General features: G+C 74.1%; 19 protein-coding genes. 9 read left to right on the forward strand and 10 right to left on the reverse strand.

Annotation, left to right across the window (positions count from 1 at the left end; genetic code table 11):
• Positions 1-164 precede the first annotated feature (164 nt).
• Positions 165-611, forward strand: coding sequence for an Lrp/AsnC family transcriptional regulator (locus ACWD4U_RS10665; protein WP_363462007.1), 447 nt, complete (start codon positions 165-167; stop codon positions 609-611).
• A gap of 252 nt (positions 612-863) precedes the next feature.
• On the opposite strand, the gene ACWD4U_RS10670 is transcribed toward ACWD4U_RS10665, so the two are convergent.
• From ACWD4U_RS10670 to ACWD4U_RS10695, 6 genes are all read right to left on the reverse strand, one after another.
• Positions 864-2,186 (reverse strand): aldehyde dehydrogenase family protein, encoded by a 1,323-nt coding sequence (locus tag ACWD4U_RS10670; RefSeq protein ID WP_363462005.1) that lies wholly within the window; start codon positions 2,184-2,186, stop codon positions 864-866.
• A gap of 52 nt (positions 2,187-2,238) precedes the next feature.
• Entirely contained in the window at positions 2,239-4,041 is a 1,803-nt protein-coding gene (locus ACWD4U_RS10675) for an asparagine synthetase B family protein (RefSeq protein WP_363462003.1), read from the reverse strand.
• Entirely contained in the window at positions 4,034-4,567 is a 534-nt protein-coding gene (locus ACWD4U_RS10680; protein WP_363462001.1) for a hypothetical protein, read from the reverse strand. The genes ACWD4U_RS10675 and ACWD4U_RS10680 overlap by 8 nt, the downstream gene beginning before the upstream one ends.
• A 19-nt stretch (positions 4,568-4,586) precedes the next feature.
• Positions 4,587-5,405, reverse strand: coding sequence for a hypothetical protein (locus tag ACWD4U_RS10685; RefSeq protein WP_363461999.1), 819 nt, complete (start codon positions 5,403-5,405; stop codon positions 4,587-4,589).
• A gap of 115 nt (positions 5,406-5,520) precedes the next feature.
• Positions 5,521-6,636, reverse strand: coding sequence for a hypothetical protein (locus ACWD4U_RS10690; protein ID WP_363461997.1), 1,116 nt, complete (start codon positions 6,634-6,636; stop codon positions 5,521-5,523).
• Positions 6,633-7,289, reverse strand: coding sequence for a cupin domain-containing protein (locus ACWD4U_RS10695; RefSeq protein WP_363461995.1), 657 nt, complete (start codon positions 7,287-7,289; stop codon positions 6,633-6,635). The genes ACWD4U_RS10690 and ACWD4U_RS10695 overlap by 4 nt, the downstream gene beginning before the upstream one ends.
• 155 nt (positions 7,290-7,444) lie before the next feature.
• Between ACWD4U_RS10695 and ACWD4U_RS10700 the strand changes: the two genes are divergently transcribed.
• The 3 genes from ACWD4U_RS10700 to ACWD4U_RS10710 all read left to right on the forward strand — a co-directional run bounded on the left by ACWD4U_RS10700 (position 7,445) and on the right by ACWD4U_RS10710 (position 8,326).
• A complete protein-coding gene (locus ACWD4U_RS10700) occupies positions 7,445-7,699 on the forward strand; it encodes a hypothetical protein (protein WP_363461993.1) in 255 nt (84 codons plus the stop codon).
• Positions 7,700-7,756: 57 nt separating this feature from the next.
• Positions 7,757-8,038: a hypothetical protein gene (locus ACWD4U_RS10705; protein ID WP_363461991.1), complete on the forward strand. Its 282-nt coding sequence runs from the start codon at positions 7,757-7,759 to the stop codon at positions 8,036-8,038.
• 87 nt (positions 8,039-8,125) lie between these two features.
• A complete protein-coding gene (locus tag ACWD4U_RS10710; protein WP_363461989.1) occupies positions 8,126-8,326 on the forward strand; it encodes a hypothetical protein in 201 nt (66 codons plus the stop codon).
• Positions 8,327-8,336: 10 nt separating this feature from the next.
• Here ACWD4U_RS10710 and ACWD4U_RS10715 read toward each other — a convergent pair whose 3' ends face one another.
• The 3 genes from ACWD4U_RS10715 to ACWD4U_RS10725 all read right to left on the reverse strand — a co-directional run bounded on the left by ACWD4U_RS10715 (position 8,337) and on the right by ACWD4U_RS10725 (position 11,631).
• On the reverse strand, positions 8,337-9,623 hold the full coding sequence (locus tag ACWD4U_RS10715) for an MFS transporter (protein ID WP_363461987.1): 1,287 nt from the start codon (positions 9,621-9,623) through the stop codon (positions 8,337-8,339).
• Positions 9,620-10,159, reverse strand: coding sequence for an ArsR/SmtB family transcription factor (locus tag ACWD4U_RS10720; protein WP_363461985.1), 540 nt, complete (start codon positions 10,157-10,159; stop codon positions 9,620-9,622). Before ACWD4U_RS10720 ends, ACWD4U_RS10715 begins: the two co-directional genes overlap by 4 nt.
• Positions 10,160-10,233: 74 nt before the next feature.
• Positions 10,234-11,631, reverse strand: a complete 1,398-nt coding sequence (locus ACWD4U_RS10725; protein ID WP_449787162.1) for an NADP-dependent succinic semialdehyde dehydrogenase — start codon at positions 11,629-11,631, stop codon at positions 10,234-10,236.
• A gap of 326 nt (positions 11,632-11,957) precedes the next feature.
• On the opposite strand from ACWD4U_RS10725, the gene ACWD4U_RS10730 reads away from it, so the two are divergent.
• Together ACWD4U_RS10730 and ACWD4U_RS10735 are read left to right on the forward strand one after the other, a co-directional pair.
• Positions 11,958-12,389 (forward strand): helix-turn-helix transcriptional regulator, encoded by a 432-nt coding sequence (locus ACWD4U_RS10730; RefSeq protein ID WP_363459189.1) that lies wholly within the window; start codon positions 11,958-11,960, stop codon positions 12,387-12,389.
• Between the two features lie 10 nt (positions 12,390-12,399).
• The gene (locus ACWD4U_RS10735) at positions 12,400-12,813 is read left to right on the forward strand and encodes a VOC family protein (protein ID WP_363459089.1); all 414 of its coding nucleotides are present in this window, start codon (positions 12,400-12,402) and stop codon (positions 12,811-12,813) included.
• A gap of 66 nt (positions 12,814-12,879) precedes the next feature.
• Here ACWD4U_RS10735 and sph read toward each other — a convergent pair whose 3' ends face one another.
• On the reverse strand, positions 12,880-13,866 hold the full coding sequence (sph, locus tag ACWD4U_RS10740) for a sphingomyelin phosphodiesterase (RefSeq protein ID WP_363459091.1): 987 nt from the start codon (positions 13,864-13,866) through the stop codon (positions 12,880-12,882).
• Between the two features lie 201 nt (positions 13,867-14,067).
• Between sph and ACWD4U_RS10745 the strand changes: the two genes are divergently transcribed.
• The 3 genes from ACWD4U_RS10745 (at position 14,068) to ACWD4U_RS10755 (ending at position 16,061) form a co-directional block, all read left to right on the forward strand.
• Positions 14,068-14,805, forward strand: coding sequence for a Clp protease N-terminal domain-containing protein (locus ACWD4U_RS10745; RefSeq protein ID WP_363459093.1), 738 nt, complete (start codon positions 14,068-14,070; stop codon positions 14,803-14,805).
• 133 nt (positions 14,806-14,938) lie between these two features.
• Positions 14,939-15,400, forward strand: a complete 462-nt coding sequence (locus ACWD4U_RS10750) for a GNAT family N-acetyltransferase (protein WP_363459095.1) — start codon at positions 14,939-14,941, stop codon at positions 15,398-15,400.
• Positions 15,393-16,061, forward strand: a complete 669-nt coding sequence (locus ACWD4U_RS10755) for a GNAT family N-acetyltransferase (protein ID WP_363459097.1) — start codon at positions 15,393-15,395, stop codon at positions 16,059-16,061. Before ACWD4U_RS10750 ends, ACWD4U_RS10755 begins: the two co-directional genes overlap by 8 nt.
• Positions 16,062-16,193: the final 132 nt, after the last annotated feature.

A 16,193-nucleotide genomic window follows, 5' to 3' on the forward strand; every position in this document is an offset into this window, starting at 1 on the left:
ACACTCCGCCGACAGGTCCCTAACCAGCGATGACCGCAGTTCTCAATCAGTGGTCGGAGCGTCCCGGAGGACCGGGCGGCCATTCCTTCCGAGCCCTCAAGGGCAACGCGCCATCAGCCATACCCGGTCCTCCCGGACCGCCTCACATTCTTAGGGATCGTGCCATGGCCGTGAATCTGGACGACGTCGACTGGGCGATCATCGGGGAGCTGCAGCGCGAGGCCCGCACCTCGCTCAGCGAACTCGGACGGCGGGTGAACCTCAGCTCCTCGGCCACCACCGAACGGGTGCGGAACCTGGAGGCGCAGGGCGTCATCACCGGCTACCAGGCTGTGCTCGACCTGACCAAGGTCGGCTACCCCGTCCTCGCCGTCGTCCGGCTGAAGTACCCCGGCAACCGGCACCAGCCGCTGCGCCGGCTGCTCGAGGAACGCCGGGAGATCCTGGAGTGCCTGCGCACCACCGGCGACGACTGCTACACCCTGAAGGTGGCGGCGACCTCCATGGAGCACCTGGAGACCCTGATGGACGAACTCGCCGGCCTCGGCAGCACCACCACCAGCGTCGTCTACCGCCAGACCCTCCCCTACCGCGGCCCCACCCGACCCTGACCCGGGCTCAGCGCCCGCACCAGCAGCAGCCGCCGGTCGGCGAGCCAGGGACTGCAGCCGATCCCAACGGTCCCAGTCGCCGAACGGGTCGTGGCAGAGCGGCGGCTCGTCCGCCTGCACCTGCCCCTCGGCCGCGCCGTCGTCCGGCCGGGGCCGAGCCGGTTGTCGCGTTCCCGTTCATCCGGCTGATCCTGCTGCGTGCGGACGCGCGGACGCGCAGCGCGAGGCGCCCGCACCAGCAGCGACGGGGCGTCAGAGCAGGCGGGCGGTGACGGTCTTGGGGCGCTGGTAGTCGCGTAGGGCGAGGGTGGAGAGGTCGGTGCCGGCGCCGGAGCCGCGGCGGCCGCTGTGCGGGAGTTCGGCGGACTGGGCGAGGTGGCAGTTGAGCCAGACCTCGCCGGCCGAGAGCCGGGCGCTGAGCGCGAGACCGGTGGACAGGTCGGTGGTCCAGACGCTCGCGGCCAGCGCCTGCGGGACGGACTCGGCGAGGGCCACCGCCTCGTCGAGGTCGGCGGCGCGCTGGACGGTGAGCAGCGGGCCGAACACCTCCTCCACCACGGCCGGGTCGTCGGCGGGCAGGTCGGCGAGGACCCGGGCGGGCCGCCACAGGCCGTCGGTGCGGCCGGGCGCGGCGAGCGACGTCTTCGCCGCGCTGGCGGCCACGATCCGGTCGTAACGGGCCGCCTGGTCGGGGTTGTTGAGCGGGCCGAAGTCCCGGCCGGCCTGCCGCTCGGCCATCGCGGCGGTGAGCGCGGCGACCGCTTCGTCGTACGCCGGGTCGAGGACGATCACCCGGGCGGGGGCGGCGCAGCTCTGGCCGGCGTTGTAGGTGCAGGCGGCGGCGAGCTGCTGCCAGGTGTCGGCGGGCGCGTCGGGCAGCACCAGTACCGGGCTGTTGCCGCCGAGTTCGAGGCTGACGGGGGTGAGGCCGGCCCGGGCGGCGACGTCGGCGCCGCCGGTCGGGCTGCCGGTGAAGGCGACCAGGTCGCAGCCGGCCTCGACCAGCAGCCGCCCGGTGCCGCGGTCGCCCGGCAGCGCGGTCAACACGCCGGTGCCAAGGGCCTGTTCGGCGTGCGCGGCGAGCAGCAGGGCGCTGTCGGGGGTGGTCTCGGCGGGCTTGAGCACCACCGTGTTGCCGGCCGCCAGCGCCGGCGCGCAGCGCCAACCCGCCATCAGCAGCGGGTAGTTCCACGGCACGACGGCGGCGACCACGCCGACCGGATCCCAGCGCACCCAGCTCTGGTGCCCCGCCAGGTACTCCCCGGCGGCGGGGGCGGTGCCGGCCCGCACGGCGCCGCCGTAGAACCGGAACAGGTCGGCGACCTCGGCGATCTCCCCGGCCGCCTCGGCGGCGGGCTTGCCGGTGCCGGCGCACTCCGCGGCCAGGTACTGCTCCGCGTGCCGCTCGATCAGCTCGGCGAGCGCGGCCAGCCGGCGGTGCCGCTCGCGCGGGGTGAGCGCGGCCCAGCCGGGCTGCGCGGCGCGGGCGGCGGCGACGGCGGCCGCCGTCTCAGCTGGGCCGGCAGGCTGCTGCGAGCCTCGGACGTCGCCGGTGCGGGGGTCGATCAGGTCCATGCGGGTGCTCCAGGTGGTACGGGGGTCGCCGGGTGTCGCGGCCCGTCGACGGTCACAAGTCGTAGGCGCGCAGCCAGAGTTCGAGGGTGAGCAGGAGCCAGAGCTTGCCGCCCTGGCGGGGCAGCAGCAGACCGCCGCCGCGCATCCAGGTCTCCACGGTGTCGGCCCGGAACAGGCCGCGGGCCCGGGCGGTCGGCCCGAGCAGCAGGTCCGCGGCGAGCTCGCTGAGCGGCCCGCGCAGCCACTGCTGGACGGGCACCCGCATGCCGCTCTTCGGACGGTAGGTGACGGTGTCCGGCAGCAGGTCGCGCACCGCCTCCTTGAGCACCCACTTCTCCTCGGCACCGGACAGCTTGAGCCGCGGCGGGGTGGCGAAGGCGTGGTCCACCACCCGCCGGTCGAACAGCGGGGAGCGGCCCTGGACGGCCTGCGAGGCGGTCAGCCGTTCCACCTTGGTGAGGATGTGGTGGGCGCCCTTGGTGCGCAGGTTGCACAGCAGCAACTGGTCCAGCAGGGTCGGCATCCGGCGACCGGTCAGGTACGGCTCGACGTGCCGGCGGGGGTGCGGGGCGCCGTCGAGGGCGGCCAGCGCGTCCGGCGTCAGCAGGACCGACAGGTCCTCGTAGCACTTGCGGTAGGTGTGCAGGTAGGCGTCGGCACGGGCCAGGTCCCCGGCGTCCTCGCGGAGCAGTTCGAAGACCAGCATCGCCAGGTTCTTCGGACCGCCGAACACCGGGTCGCCGCCCTCGCCGTTCAACGACACGGACAGGCCGTCGCCGGCCACCGCCTCGGCGAGCATCAGGTTGGGGACGGTCAACGGGTCGCCGACCGGGCTGTCCAGCAGCGCCACGGTGTCGGCGAGCCGCGCCGCGACCTGCTCGCCCGGTACCGTCAGCACCCGGTGCCGGGTGCCGCAGTGCGCTGCCACCAGGCCCGAGTAGCCCAGCTCGTTGGGCAGTTCGAAGCCGAAGCTGATCGAGTAGGTGTGCACCGGGCGGTCGTGCAGCCGGGCGGCGAGCGCCGTCACCAGCGAGCTGTCCACGCCGCCCGAGAGCAGCACCGCGACGTCCTCGCCCTCCGGCAGCCGACGGGCCACCGCCTGCTCCAGCAACTCCCGCAGGCGGTCGGTGTGGTGACGGTCCGTCAGATCATCGGGCGTTGGCTGGGCGGTGGGCTCCCAGTACGGCTCCTCGCGGACGCTGCCGTCCGGACACAGCCGGGTCACCCGGCCGGGCCGCAGTTCGCAGACCCCGCGCAGCAGGGTCTCGGTGCCCGGCAGGTAGGCGAAGGTGAGGAAGGAGCGGACCGCCGCCAGGTCGAGGCCGGTGTCCACGTCGGACCGCTCGCGCAGCGCCCGCAGCGAGCTGGCGGCCACCCAACCGCCGTGCCGGGTCCGGGCGTAGAAGGCGGTGCGGGCGCCGACGTGGTCGCGCACCAGCAGCAGCTCGGCGCCGTCCAGGATCGCCAGGGTGAACATGCCGTCCGCGGCGAGCAGCCCCGCCGGGCCCAGCGCCAGCCAGCAGCGCAGTAGCAACTCGCCGTCCGGGCAGGACGGTTCGGCCGGGCGGCCGGCGGCGGCGAGGGCGGCCAGCAGCTCGGGCCGGTTGTGCAGCGTCACCTCGCCGACGGCGGTGCGGCCGTCGACGGTGAACGGACCGGTGGCGAAGCCGGGCCGGTCGGCCAGCAGCGCCGCCGAGACGCTCTGCCCGGCGGCGGTGAACGGCCCTGCCACCAGGCCGGGTTCGGGACCGGGCCGGGTAGCGGCGGGCAGCGCGCTGACCAGGTAGCGGGCCGGGCGGTGCGCGGCGGCGGCCGGGCTGGGGGAGGCCAGGGTCGCGGAGTGCGGCTCAGCCAAAGTCGTCACTGTCCCAACTGCTCTGGTCTGCCTCGCGGTCATCGTCGAAGTCCGAGGAGTCGGCGAAACCGTCGCCGCCACCGCCGTCCCCGCCACTGCCGTCGGTCGAGCGGTTGACGCGCTCCGCGGCCTGGCGGCGCAGCTCCTCCTCCTCGTCCTCGGAGAGCAGCTCCGGCGCGAACTGGGCGGCCGCGATGCCCGCGCCGAGGCCCAGTGCGCCGAGCACCACGCCGAGTCGGCCCGGGAAGGAGCTGCGGTTGACCAGCACGTACTGGCCCTGTCCCCACACCGTGCGCCCGTAGCCGACGTCCCGGCCGTAGCCGGTCCGGCCGTCGGCGTGCACCCGCTTGATCAGGTCGCTGCCGAGGCGCTCGTCGGTACCGGAGTCGCCCCGGTCGTCGCGCCAGTGGATCCGGCCGTCCGGGTCGCGCCGACGCCACTCGCTGCGGCCGTCGGAGTACCGGCGGTGTGCCGTGCCGTCGGCCAACAGCTCGTCGCTGTACGTGATTTCGGGTGGCTGCGTCATCGTCCAGAGTCCTCGGAGGTCAGGGCGTCGGCCAGGTCAGGAAGCCGGTGTCGCGGGCCCGGGTGGGCGCGGCCGGGCGGGCGGGCGGGGCGAAGCCGCCGCCCCGGACGGTGCGCAGCGCGGTGCGCAGCAGCCGGGCCGGGCGGATCGCCGCCACCTCGGCGACCCGCCCGTCGGCCAGCCAGGCCCGTTCGGCGGCGGGCAGTTCGGCGGGCAACCCGGTCTCGTCGCACCGGGGTCGGCCGCGCAGCGCGGTCAGGTGCAGGGCCCGGGCGTGCCGCGGCAGCACGCCCATGGTGCGCACCCGCAGCGTCGGCCCGGCGTGTTCGCGCACCCGCAGGAACAGCTCGACCCCGGTCGGCGAGGCGTCGTGCAGCACGTGCACCACCGCGTCCCCGGCCCGCTCCAGCGCGGCCAGCAGCCGCGGGTCCAGCGGGAGCCGGTCCGGGGTGACGATCGGACAGGCGCCTTCCAGGTGCAGCCGGTTGGCCAGCAGCATCCCGGTGATCGCCGGGTCCTGGCAGACCAGCAGCCGGGGGAAGGCGTAGTCGTACAGGTCGCCCTCCGGCCCCGGGCGGTGCGGCCCCGGGACGGCGGTCTCCGGCAGCACCGGAAGGCCGGGCTGCCGGGCGAGCGAGGCGGCGAAGCGCTCGGCGCCGAGCAGCGGGCGGACGGTGTAGTCGAGGCGGCGCGGGCCGCGGTGCAGCGGCGCCAGCACCCGGTTGGTCTCGTAGTACAACTGGCGTGCGGTGAAGGCGATCCGGCCGCCCGGGCGGGCGCAGCGCTCGGCGGCCGCGCGCACGGCCCGGTCGACCAGCCGGTCGGTGATCGCGGTCATCCGGCCACCGCCGGTATCGCCGCATCCCGCGGGCCCGCGGCCGGGGTCAGCGGAGCTGGTGGGACGGACGGGGCCGTCCCTGGCACTCGGCCCGGGCGCCGGCCGGCGCGGCGGCTCATGCGCGGCCGTCCGTGCGGGGGGCCGTCGGGGCGTCGGCGGCGGGGCGCTGGGAGGGGATCGCCTCCGGCCAGGTGAGGAAGCCGACCTGCTCGGCGCGGCGGCGGGTCGCGGCGGGCGACTCCTCGACCACCGGGGCGGGCGCCAGGGCGCGCTCCACGCCCTTCCTCGCCAGCGCCATCAGCTTCGCGGGCGGCAGGGTGATCAGCCGGGAGTGCCAGCCGCCGAGCAGCCACGCGCGTTCCTGCTCGGTGAGCCGCTGGAAGGCCGGTGCGGCGGCCACCCGGTCGATCACCCGGCCGTGGTCGTCGCGCTGCCGGATCGCCTTGGCCGGGGGCAGCACCGCACGCGGCGGCAGGCCCGCGTCCACCACCCGCCGCCCGGGGAACGCGGCCCGCGCGTCGAGCACCTCGGCCAGCCCGGCCAGGGACAGGTCGCGCAGCACGACCACCGGCACGCCGTCCGGGACCTCTCGCTCGTGCTCCACCAGCAGCACCGACTGCCGCGCCTCGAAGTCGTTGGCCTGCAGGAACATCCGCACCTCGGCCGGCTTGCACAGCACCGCGGCGCGCGGCTTCACCAGGCCCGGCTTCCCGCGCGGCGCCACGTGCTCCACCACCTGCGGCGGAAGCTCCCGGTGCACCTGCCGCCAGCGGCCGAGCACCTGGTCACGGAACGCGTCCGGAGAGACCCACGGCCTCATCGGGTAGTCCGGGCGCAGGGTGCGGGCGCGCTTGAGGTTCCGCACCGACAGCGTGGTGAGGACCACCGCGACGAACGCCAGCGGCACCACCAGCGGCAGGCCGACGGCCAGCCCGAGCACGAGCGCCAGCGCCGCCAGGACCGCCAGGGTCACCGCCGTGGACAGCTTGCCCTGCCGCTCCGACGCGCTCGGGTAGCGGTACAGGCGGCGCTCGTTGGCCCAGTACAGCTGCTCGACAGTGACGGTCAGGCCACCCTCGGTGAGCTTCCCGGCCAGTTCGCGCAGCTTCCGGTCGTGCAGCCGGCCGGGTTCGACCTTCGGATCCAGGGCGAACTCGCGGTGGCAGAGGGAGCAGACGTGGCCGGTGCGTTCCTTCTGCTTGAGGTCGCGGGCGCAGTGCGGGCAGATCATCGGGCGTCCTCCAGCGCGGTGGCGAGACGGTGCAGCCGGTTGGCCAGCCGCTCCCGCGCGGTGACCGTACCCGGTCGCTGCCGGGCCGTCACCTCCCTTAGGGCGGCGGCCAGTTCGTGATCGCCGCGGTGCTCGGCCGCGGCCGCCGTGATCGCGTAGTCCTCGTGGTCGATGCCGTAGCCGGTGTTCGCCGCCAGGATCGCCAGCCGGTCGCCGCCCCGGTTCGCGAAGGAGTGCGGCATCAGCTCGGGGATCCGGATCAGCGTCCCCGGCGCCAGCGCCACCTGCACCACCCGCCGCCGCTGCTCGTCGTACAGCCCGCAGGCCGCCGGTCCGAGCGCCAGCACCAGGTGCTCGCCGCCGTGCGCGTGCGGCGTGAACGCGCTGTGCGGCGCGACCAGGCCCAGCTTGTAGGTGGCGTTGGACGGCCGCTCCGGCGAGGTCCGGGCGTCCCCGACCAGGTAGTGCGCGTACTGCCGGTCGTCGATGAAACGCAGCAGCTCGGCGTCCGGGTCCTGCGGCCCCAGCTCGCGCGCACCCTCGCGGTCCGCGCGCAGCACCCGCCCGTCCGGCCGCAGCCGGTACAGCTCCGCCCCGTCCGGCAGTTCCGCCGCCAGCCGCGCCAAGCCGCGCAGCCCCGAGCGCACCGACATCCCCCACCCCCACGTGCCTTGCCCGGCGCACCCGTTGGCCGCGGTGTCGCCGTCCGCCGTCGACACGGCGCCCCGCCGTGATGCTACCCGGGCTGCCGGGGTCGCTGACCAGCGGGATACTCGAACAGAAGCTGAACTCTGCGGAGGTGAAAGCGATGTCCGTGACCGCCGGTACGCCGCGCCCGGGCCCGATGCGGCGCTTCTACGCCTGGATCACCGCCAAGCACAACTCCTCCCTGGTCTTCCTGCTCGCCCTCTCCCTCGGCCTCGGCGCCGTCGCCGCCCAGATCAGCCAGCTCTGGCTGCTGATCCCGTTCTCCGTGGTCTGGGCCGTCACCATCGTCGCCTTCGTCGCCCAGTTCTGGGGCCGCCACGAAGCCGCCCACCCGCACCAGGTGCGTCCCGCCTGACCCCCGGACTCCCGAACCCGGTTGTCCCGCGCCCGCCGGGCTGCGAAGGTGGCACCCGTGCCCGGTCAGAGGAAACGCAAGCGTCGCCGGCAGGAGGCCCGCCAGGAGCACGCGGCGAGGTACGCCGAGTACCGCAACGGCCCCTGGCAGGTGGTCTTCGAGACCCAGGACTACGCCGAGTGGCCGGCCCACGTCCACCGCCTGCGGGCGGAGCGCCGGTACGACGACGAGTCGAAGCTGCGGTTGGACGTGCTCTGCGGACGACTCGTGTACCCGACGACGTACCGCCTGAGCGTGCTCGAGCCCGCCGAGGGCGAACGGCCCGCCGCCGCGGAGTAGCTGACGGGCCGTTGCGCCTGCGCGGGGCCGGCGGGCGGGTTTCCTAGGATCGGCGTATGAGCAGCAGCACGCCGCGGCGTTTCGACCGTGCACCACTTCTCCCAGGCGAACCCGGCCGGGCCGGGGTGCGACGACGTGCCGGCGTTGCTGCGGCGACTCGCGGACTCCATCGAGGCGCTCGGCCCGGTGGACGTGCAGGACGTCGTCGTCCACTGGGAGGTCACCGAGCACGGCCCCTGGCCCGCGGGGACGGTGTACTACCACCTGGCCGCGGGCGAGGGGGAGTGAGCCGGTCGGCTCAGGAGCCCTGGACGGCAGGCTCCGGGACGGGGGCCGGCTGAGCTGAGTGATCGGCGGGGGCGGCGGCCCGCAGTGCCGCCTCGACCCGGCGGTTGCCGGTCATGGTCGCGGTGATGGCGGTCATGGTCAGGAGCAGCCCGGCGGCGGTGTAGAGCGGGGTACGTACGTCGTAAGTGGTGGCCAGCCAGCCGCCGAGGAAGGCGCCGAACGGTGCGGCGCACATGGCGAGCATCCGGGAGGTGGAGGCGACCCGGCCCATCAGGTGGGCGGGGACGATCGCCTGCCGGAGGGAGGGGCCGAGCACCATCGTGGCGCCCATGCCCGCGCCGCAGACGGCGAGCGCGAGTCCGGCCAGGTACGCGTTCGGGGCGGCGGCGAGGCCCAGGATGGCGAGTCCCTCGACCGCGGCCGTGCAGGTCAGTGCGGTGCCGGTGCCGAGCCGCCGGCTGAGGAAGGAGGCGATGCCCGCGCCGAGCAGGCCGCCGGTGGCCTCCGCGGTGAGGAGCAGGCCGAAGCCGAAGGCCTCGACGCCGAGACGATCGTGCGCGAAGAGGGCCAGCACCGTCTCCACGGCGAGGAAGGCGACGTTCCCGACCGCCGGACGCAGCGCGAGCCCGAGCAGCAGCTGGTCCCGGAACACGTACGAGGCGCCGGCCCGCGCCTGCCGCAGCAGCGACTCGCGCGCCTGCGGGACGGGCCGCGGTGCGGCGGGCAGCGAGCGGACGAGCAGCGCGGAGGCCGCGAACGAGAGCGCGTCGGCGAGCAGCGGAACCGCCCGTCCGAGCGCGAGCAGGGCACTGCCCGCGGGCGGTCCGGCGAAGCCGGACGCGGCGGTCTGGGTGCCGCGCAGGCGGGAGTTGGCGCGCTCCAGGAGCGCAGGGTCGCGGCCGAGCAGGTCCGGCAGGTAGGCCGTGGCTGCCGTGTCGAAGAAGAGCCCGCCGAGGCCGAGGAGGAAGGCGACGGCCGCGAGCAGCGGAATGCTCAGCACGTCGAGTGCGGCCGCCGCCGCCGGTATCGCGAGCAGCACCGCACGCGCCGCGTCCATGACCCACATCGTGCGCCTGCGGTCCCAGCGGTCCACCAGCGCACCGCCGAGCACCCCGAAGAGCAGCCACGGCAGCGTCCCGGCGGCCGTGACGACGGCGAGCGCCAGCGGATCGCGCGTCAACGTCAACGCGAGCAGCGGCAGCGCGGCATGTGACACCCCGTCACCGAGCGAGGACACCGTCTGGGCGGTCCACAGCCGCCCGAACCCGGTCGGCAACTTCTGTACGTCCGAGGTCACTTGGATTCCCCCTCGATCTGCTGGAGCGCTGCCGGGTGGAACAGCGCGAAGACGAGCGACGCGTCGGGGAGCGCCGGGTCGGACAGCTCCCGGTACTCGTCCGCCAGGGCCTGCAGCCGCGCCCCCAGCTCGGCGAACTGCTCGTCGGTGAGCCGGAGGTGCGCCATCCGGACGTGCCGCTCGCCGTCGGCTGGCGCCGCCTCCAGGTCCGCCACCGCGTGCCGCATCAGCACATCCGGCCCACCCTCGCCCGGATCCGGCAGCACGATGGACCGCGCGGCCATCGCGTAGTACCGCTCGGTGACCCCCCGGACCTTGCGCGTCCGCACCACCTTCACCAGGCCGGCCCGTTCGAGCAGCCGGACGTGGTAGCTGGAACTCCCCTTCGCCAGGCCCACGCGCTCGGCGATCTGCGTGATCGTCGCGGGCTCGAAGCGGAGCACGGCCATGATCCGGTGGCGGGTCAGATTGGAGACGGCGCGTAGCTGCTCGTCCGTGGTGACGTGGAGCGTCTCGGGAACATCATCGGTAGGCACGGGTCAATGGTCAACACTTCTTGACCATTACGCAAGGGGTTTTCCCGACCGACGCCGGCCCGCCTGGTGGAGCGTCAGCTCCCGTTCCACACCGTGGTGATGTTGCAGAACTCGCGGATGCCGTGGCCGGACAGCTCGCGGCCGTAGCCGGAGCGCTTGACGCCGCCGAAGGGGAAGGCGGGGTGGGAGGCGGTCATGCCGTTGAAGAAGACGCCGCCGGCCTGGAGGTCGCGGACGCAGCGCTCGCGGTCCGCCTCGTCGGTGGTCCAGACGTTCGAACTCAGGCCGTAGGGGGAGTCGTTGGCGATGGCGAGGGCCTCGTCGAGGTCGGCGGCGCGGTAGACCGTGGCGACCGGGCCGAAGGCCTCCTCGTGGTGGATCCGCATCCGCGGGGTGACGCCGGAGAGCACGGTCGGGAGGTAGAACCAGCCGTCGGCGAGGGCCGGGTCGTCGGGGCGGGCGCCGCCGCACTCGGCGATCGCGCCCAGCTTCACGGCGTCCGCCACCAGGGCCTCGAGGTCGGCGCGGCCCTGCGCGGTGGCGATCGGGCCGACGTCGGTGGTCTCGGCCGCCGGGTCGCCGACGGTCAGGGCGCGCATCGACGCGGTGAAGCCCGCGAGGAACCGGTCGTAGACGTCCGCGTGGACGATGAAGCGCTTCGCCGCGATGCAGGACTGCCCGTTGTTCTGCACCCGGGCGGTCACCGCGCGGGCGATCGCCGCGGGCAGGTCCGCGGAGGGCAGCACCAGGAACGGGTCGCTGCCGCCCAGTTCCAGCACCGTTTTCTTCACCTCGTCGCCGGCCACCGCCGCCACCGAGCGGCCCGCGCCCTCGCTGCCGGTCAGCGTCACCGCCGCCACCCGGGCGTCGCGGATCACCGACTCGACGGCGCCCGAGCCGATCAGCAGGGTCTGGAAGCAGCCCGCCGGGAACCCGGCCCGGCTGAACAGCTCCTCCAGCGCCAGCGCCGTGCGCGGCACGTTCGAGGCGTGCTTCAGGAGCCCGACGTTGCCCGCCATCAGGGCCGGCGCGGCGAACCGCACCACCTGCCAGAACGGGAAGTTCCACGGCATCACCGCCAGCACCGGACCGAGCGGCCGGTACCGCACGTACGCCGACGCGCCGCCCGAGTCCGCCACGTCCGCCGGGTCCGGGTGCTCGTCGGCCAGCAGCCGCTCCGCGTGGTCGGCGTACCAGCGCATCGACTTGGCGCACTTCGCGGCCTCGGCCCGGGCCGAGACGAGCGTCTTGCCCATCTCCAGCGTCATGGTCCGGGCGACCTGCTCGTTCCGCTCGTCCAGGAGGTCGGCGGCGCGGTGCATCAGCGCGGCGCGCTGCGCGAACGAGGTCAGCCGCCACTGGACGAACGCGGCCTCGGCCCGCGCCAGGCGCTGTTCGACGGCCGCGGCGTCCAGCGGCTCGAAGGTCTCGACGGTCCGGCCGTCGGCCGGGTTGACGGTGGCGATCGGCACCGGACACTCCATCCAGAGGCAGCGCCCTTACGGCGTGCGCGCGGCGAACGGCGCGAGGAGGTGGCGGCTCGCTCCGCGGCCACTCCACCGTGCTCCCTCGCGTGACAGCAAGCTAGCAGCGGGACGCGGGCGCCCCGGCGTCCGACGCACCCGTCTGCCGGGTGAATCACCTGCCGCGAAGGCGGTATGACGAACGATCAGCGGATGATCGACCCGTCGGGGTGGGCGGGGAGCGCGGGCGGAACCCGTCGACCGTCGGCCCGGGCGACTACCCTGGACGTGTGCAGATCGAGGACCTGAAACGGCTCCGCAAGGCCCGCGACACCATGGACCGCGACTACGCGGAACCGCTGGACGTCGCGGCGCTGGCTCAGGTCGCCCTGATGTCGGTCGGCCACTTCCAGCGCAGCTTCCGCGCCGCGTACGGCGAGACCCCGTACAGCTACCTGATGACCCGTCGGATCGAGCGGGCCAAGACGCTGCTGCGCCGCGGCGACCTGTCGGTGACCGACGTCTGCATGGCCGTCGGCTGTACGTCGCTCGGCTCCTTCAGCACCCGCTTCACCGAACTGGTCGGGGAGAGCCCCAGCTCCTACCGGGCCCGCGACCACAGTGCCAGCGAGCACATCACCGCCTGCGTCGCCAAGTACCTCACCCGGCCGATCCGCGGCAGCTACACCGGCCGTCCCACCGGGGTGGACACGCCCGACGGGGAGCCGATCAGGAACGGAGAAGCGGAAGCGGGCGCCGGTCAGTAGCGTCGGGGGCATGGACATCACGCTCTCGCAGTGCTTCATCGCCGTCGACGACCACGAGGCGGCCCTCGGCTTCTACCGCGACGCCCTCGGGCTCGAGGTGCGCAACGACGTCGGCTTCGAGGGGATGCGCTGGGTCACCCTCGGCTCGCCCACCCAGCCCGACGTGGAGGTCGTGCTGGAGCCGCCGGTCGCCGACCCGGGCGCCACCGACGCCGACCGCCAGGCCGCCGCCGAACTGCTCGCCAAGGGCCTGCTGCGCGCCGTCAACTTCCGTACCGAGGACTGCGACGCGACCTTCGAGCAGATCCGCTCCGCCGGGGCCGACGTGCTCCAGGAGCCGATGGACCAGCCGTACGGCGTGCGCGACTGCGCGTTCCGCGACCCGGCCGGCAACATGGTCCGCTTCGCCCAGCCCCGCAAGTAGCCGCAGCGCCGTGGGCGCCCGCCCGGAGGAAGCCCTCCGGGCGGGCGCCCGTCGTCGTGCCCGGGCTCAGCCCGCGATCAGCGGGTAGTGGTCCGAGAGGTCGGTGTAGGTGTACGACTTGCCCCAGCTGCTGACCGTCCACGGCGCACTGTGGAAGCGGTGCACGGTGTTGGTGTACTGCTGCGGCCGGGCGTGGTCGGCGCGGTAGAGGACGTAGTCGAGGTCCTCCTTCGGCTCGCCCGGGTAGCGGTAGGCGGCGATCGAGTTGTCGACGGTGTCGAAGGAGTTCGCCCAGCCGGTGCGGGTGGTGGCCGGGGCCAGGTTGCCGTTGGCGAGCATCGACGGGTACTCGCCGCCGTGCGAGTCCACGTTGAGGTCGCCGGCCAGCACGATCGGCTCGTTCGCCGGGATCTGCTTGGCGTCCAGGAACGCCTTCATCGCGCGCAGCTGCCGGCCGCGGATGTCCGCCGCCTCGCCGCTCGCGCACCCGGAGTCGGTGGACTGCAGGTGGGTGCCGACCACGTGCGTGCGCAGCCCGTTGACGTTGATCTGCGCGTAGACGAACCCCTTGTTGGACCACCAGTCGGAGCCGCACGCGTCCTTGAAGACGTACTGCTCCTTGCGCAGGATCGGCCACTTGCTGAGCAGCACCACCCCGCCGTCCTCGGGCGTGGTCGAGCTGTAGCTGCCCGCGGTGGCGTCCCAGCCGCTGGTCGAACGGCCCACCACCGGGGTGTGGTACGGGTACGCGCCGGAGGCCTTGGCGACCAGCGCGTCGGAGGAGGAGTTGTCGAAGGCCTCCTGCAGCACCACCACGTCGTGGCCCTGGAAGAAGTCCGCGCCCGCGATGGCCTGGGCCCGGGAGGACTGGCCCCAGTTCGGGTAGAGCGAGGTGCTCATCAGGAAGGTGTTGTAGGTCAGGACGTCCAGCGCGGGCGCGGTGAGCGGAGCGGCTTCGGCGTGCGCGGTGCTCAGCGGCGCGGCCAGCAGGGCGGCGGCGGTGCCGAGGGCGGCGGTCAGCCGGGCGGTGCGGTGGGCGCGGGGCTGCGGCATGGGGACTCCGGGGAGGGTCGACGGCAGAGGTTGTGTAGCCAACTGCCGTGCAGTCAACTCCGGTTCGGCGGCGCGCGACAAGACGGTGACCGGCCCGTCGGTGAACGCGTCCGAAACAGCGCTACTGAGGAGTAGTCAGGTGGTCGGGCATGGTGTCAACCGAAGGTTGACAGTGGAGGGGTGTCAACCTAGGGTTGCCTCATGGCTGACACCACTGGAGCGAACCACTCGATCCGGCTCGACGACCTGATCGAGGGCATCAAGAAGTCGTACCCCGACGCGCTGGACCAGCTGTCGAGCGCCGTCCTGGTCGCCGACCACCTCGGCGAGATCGCCGACCACCTCATCGGCCACTTCGTCGACCAGGCCCGCCGCTCCGGCGCGTCCTGGACCGACATCGGCCACAGCATGGGCGTCACCCGGCAGGCCGCCCAGAAGCGCTTCGTCCCCAAGGCGCCCGGCGAGGTCAGCGACCTCGACACCAGCCAGGGCTTCAACCGCTTCACCCCGCGCGCCCGCAACGTCGTGATGGCCGCGCACCAGGCCGCCAAGGAGGCCGGCAACGCCGAGGTCCGCACCGAGCACCTGGTGCTCGGCCTGCTCACCGAACCCGAGGGCCTCGGCGCCGCCTTCATCACCTCCCAGGGCGTCACCCTCGACACCGTCCGCGACGCCGCCCGCGCCGCCCTGCCCCCCGCCGTCGAGGACGCGCCCGAACTCGTCCCGTACGACGCCGGCGCCAAGAAGGCACTCGAACTCACCATGCGCGAGGCCCTGCGCCTCGGCCACAACTACGTCGGCACCGAGCACCTCCTGCTCGCGCTGCTGGAACACGAGGCCGGCCAGGGCCTGCTCACCGGCCTCGGCCTCGACAAGGCCGCCGCCGAGGCGTCGATCGCCGAAGCCCTCGCGCTCCTCACCGCCAAGCCCGACGCCTGACGCCGGCCTCCACGACTCGTGCGGCGGCCCGCTCCGGGACGGGGAGCAGGCCGTCGCACGGCTGCCCCGCGCTCCGCAGGGGTGCGCGGTAAATGTGTTGACCGAGCGTCACGAGTGACGGTTCGCTGCTCGGGTGACTGAGCTGCGCTTCGAACGGCCGGTCGGCGACGGGATGCTCGCCGACTGGCAGTACGTCCACAACGTGATCATCCCGACCGATCCGCTCTCGCTCGACGACGTGCGCGAGCGGTCCGGACGCCACCACCTGGAGGTCGCGTACCTCGGGGAGCTGGCGGCGGGCTGCTCCACCGTGCGGTCCGCGGAGGCGGACGATCCGGGAACGGTCACGGTCATCGCGCGGATCCTGCCCGGACACCGCCGCCAGGGCTACGGCACCCGGCTCTGGGACCGCGGACTGGCCAGGGCCCGCGAGCTCGGCGCCGAGACGGTGGCCACGGTGGTGCTCGCCAGCAACAAGGACGGGCTGGAGTTCGCGCTGCGCCGCGGCTTCACCGAGACCGACCGGTACGTGCTGCCCGGCGACACCGTCGCGTACGTCGAACTCCGGCGACCCGTGGACGCGGCTGATGACTGAGCGAGCGGGTGACGTCGAATCGGTACCGCTGCCCGACGGGCCGCTGCTGGAAGGGCCGTTGCTGGAAGGGCGGTTGGTGCGACTGGAGCCGCTGGAGCAGCGCCACGCCGCCGGGCTGGCGCGCGCCGCGGAGGAGAACCGGGACAGCTACGGCTACACCTGGGTCCCGCGCGCCGACGCCGCCGACCGGTACATCGCCACCCAGCAGGAGCGCGCCGCGGCCGGCCGGCTCGCGCCCTACGCGCAGGTCTCGACCGCCAGCGGCGAGGTGGTCGGCGCCACCGCGTTCTGGGACCCGCGCCGCCTCCCCGACAACGGCCGCCTGTTCGCGATCGAGATCGGCTTCACCTGGCTGGCGGCCTCCGCCCAGGGCACCGGCATCAACGCCGAAGCCAAGCTGCTCCTCTTCTCGCACGCCTTCGAGCAGTGGGGCGTCAACCGGGTCGACCTGAAGACCGACGCGCGCAACGCCCGCTCGCGGGCCGCGATCGCCGCCACCGGCTGCCGCTTCGAGGGCGTCCTGCGCAACTGGTCGGTCTCCTGGATGCCGGGGGAGGAGGGCCGCCTGCGCGACTCCGCGATCTTCGCCCTCACCGACACCGACTGGCCCACCGCCAAGCCCGCCCTCCAGACCCGGGTCGCCCGGCACCACCGTGCCTGACCCTCCGTCACCGACTGTGCGGCGGCGGAGGATTGGCCGGCCCGGGCGGAGGCGGCGGCGCCCCACCCATCCCCGTGGGCTTCCCCGAGGGCGACTTCTGCGGTGCCACGTTCGTCATCCCCACTCGCGTCG

Source organism: Kitasatospora sp. NPDC002522, from assembly GCF_053595195.1.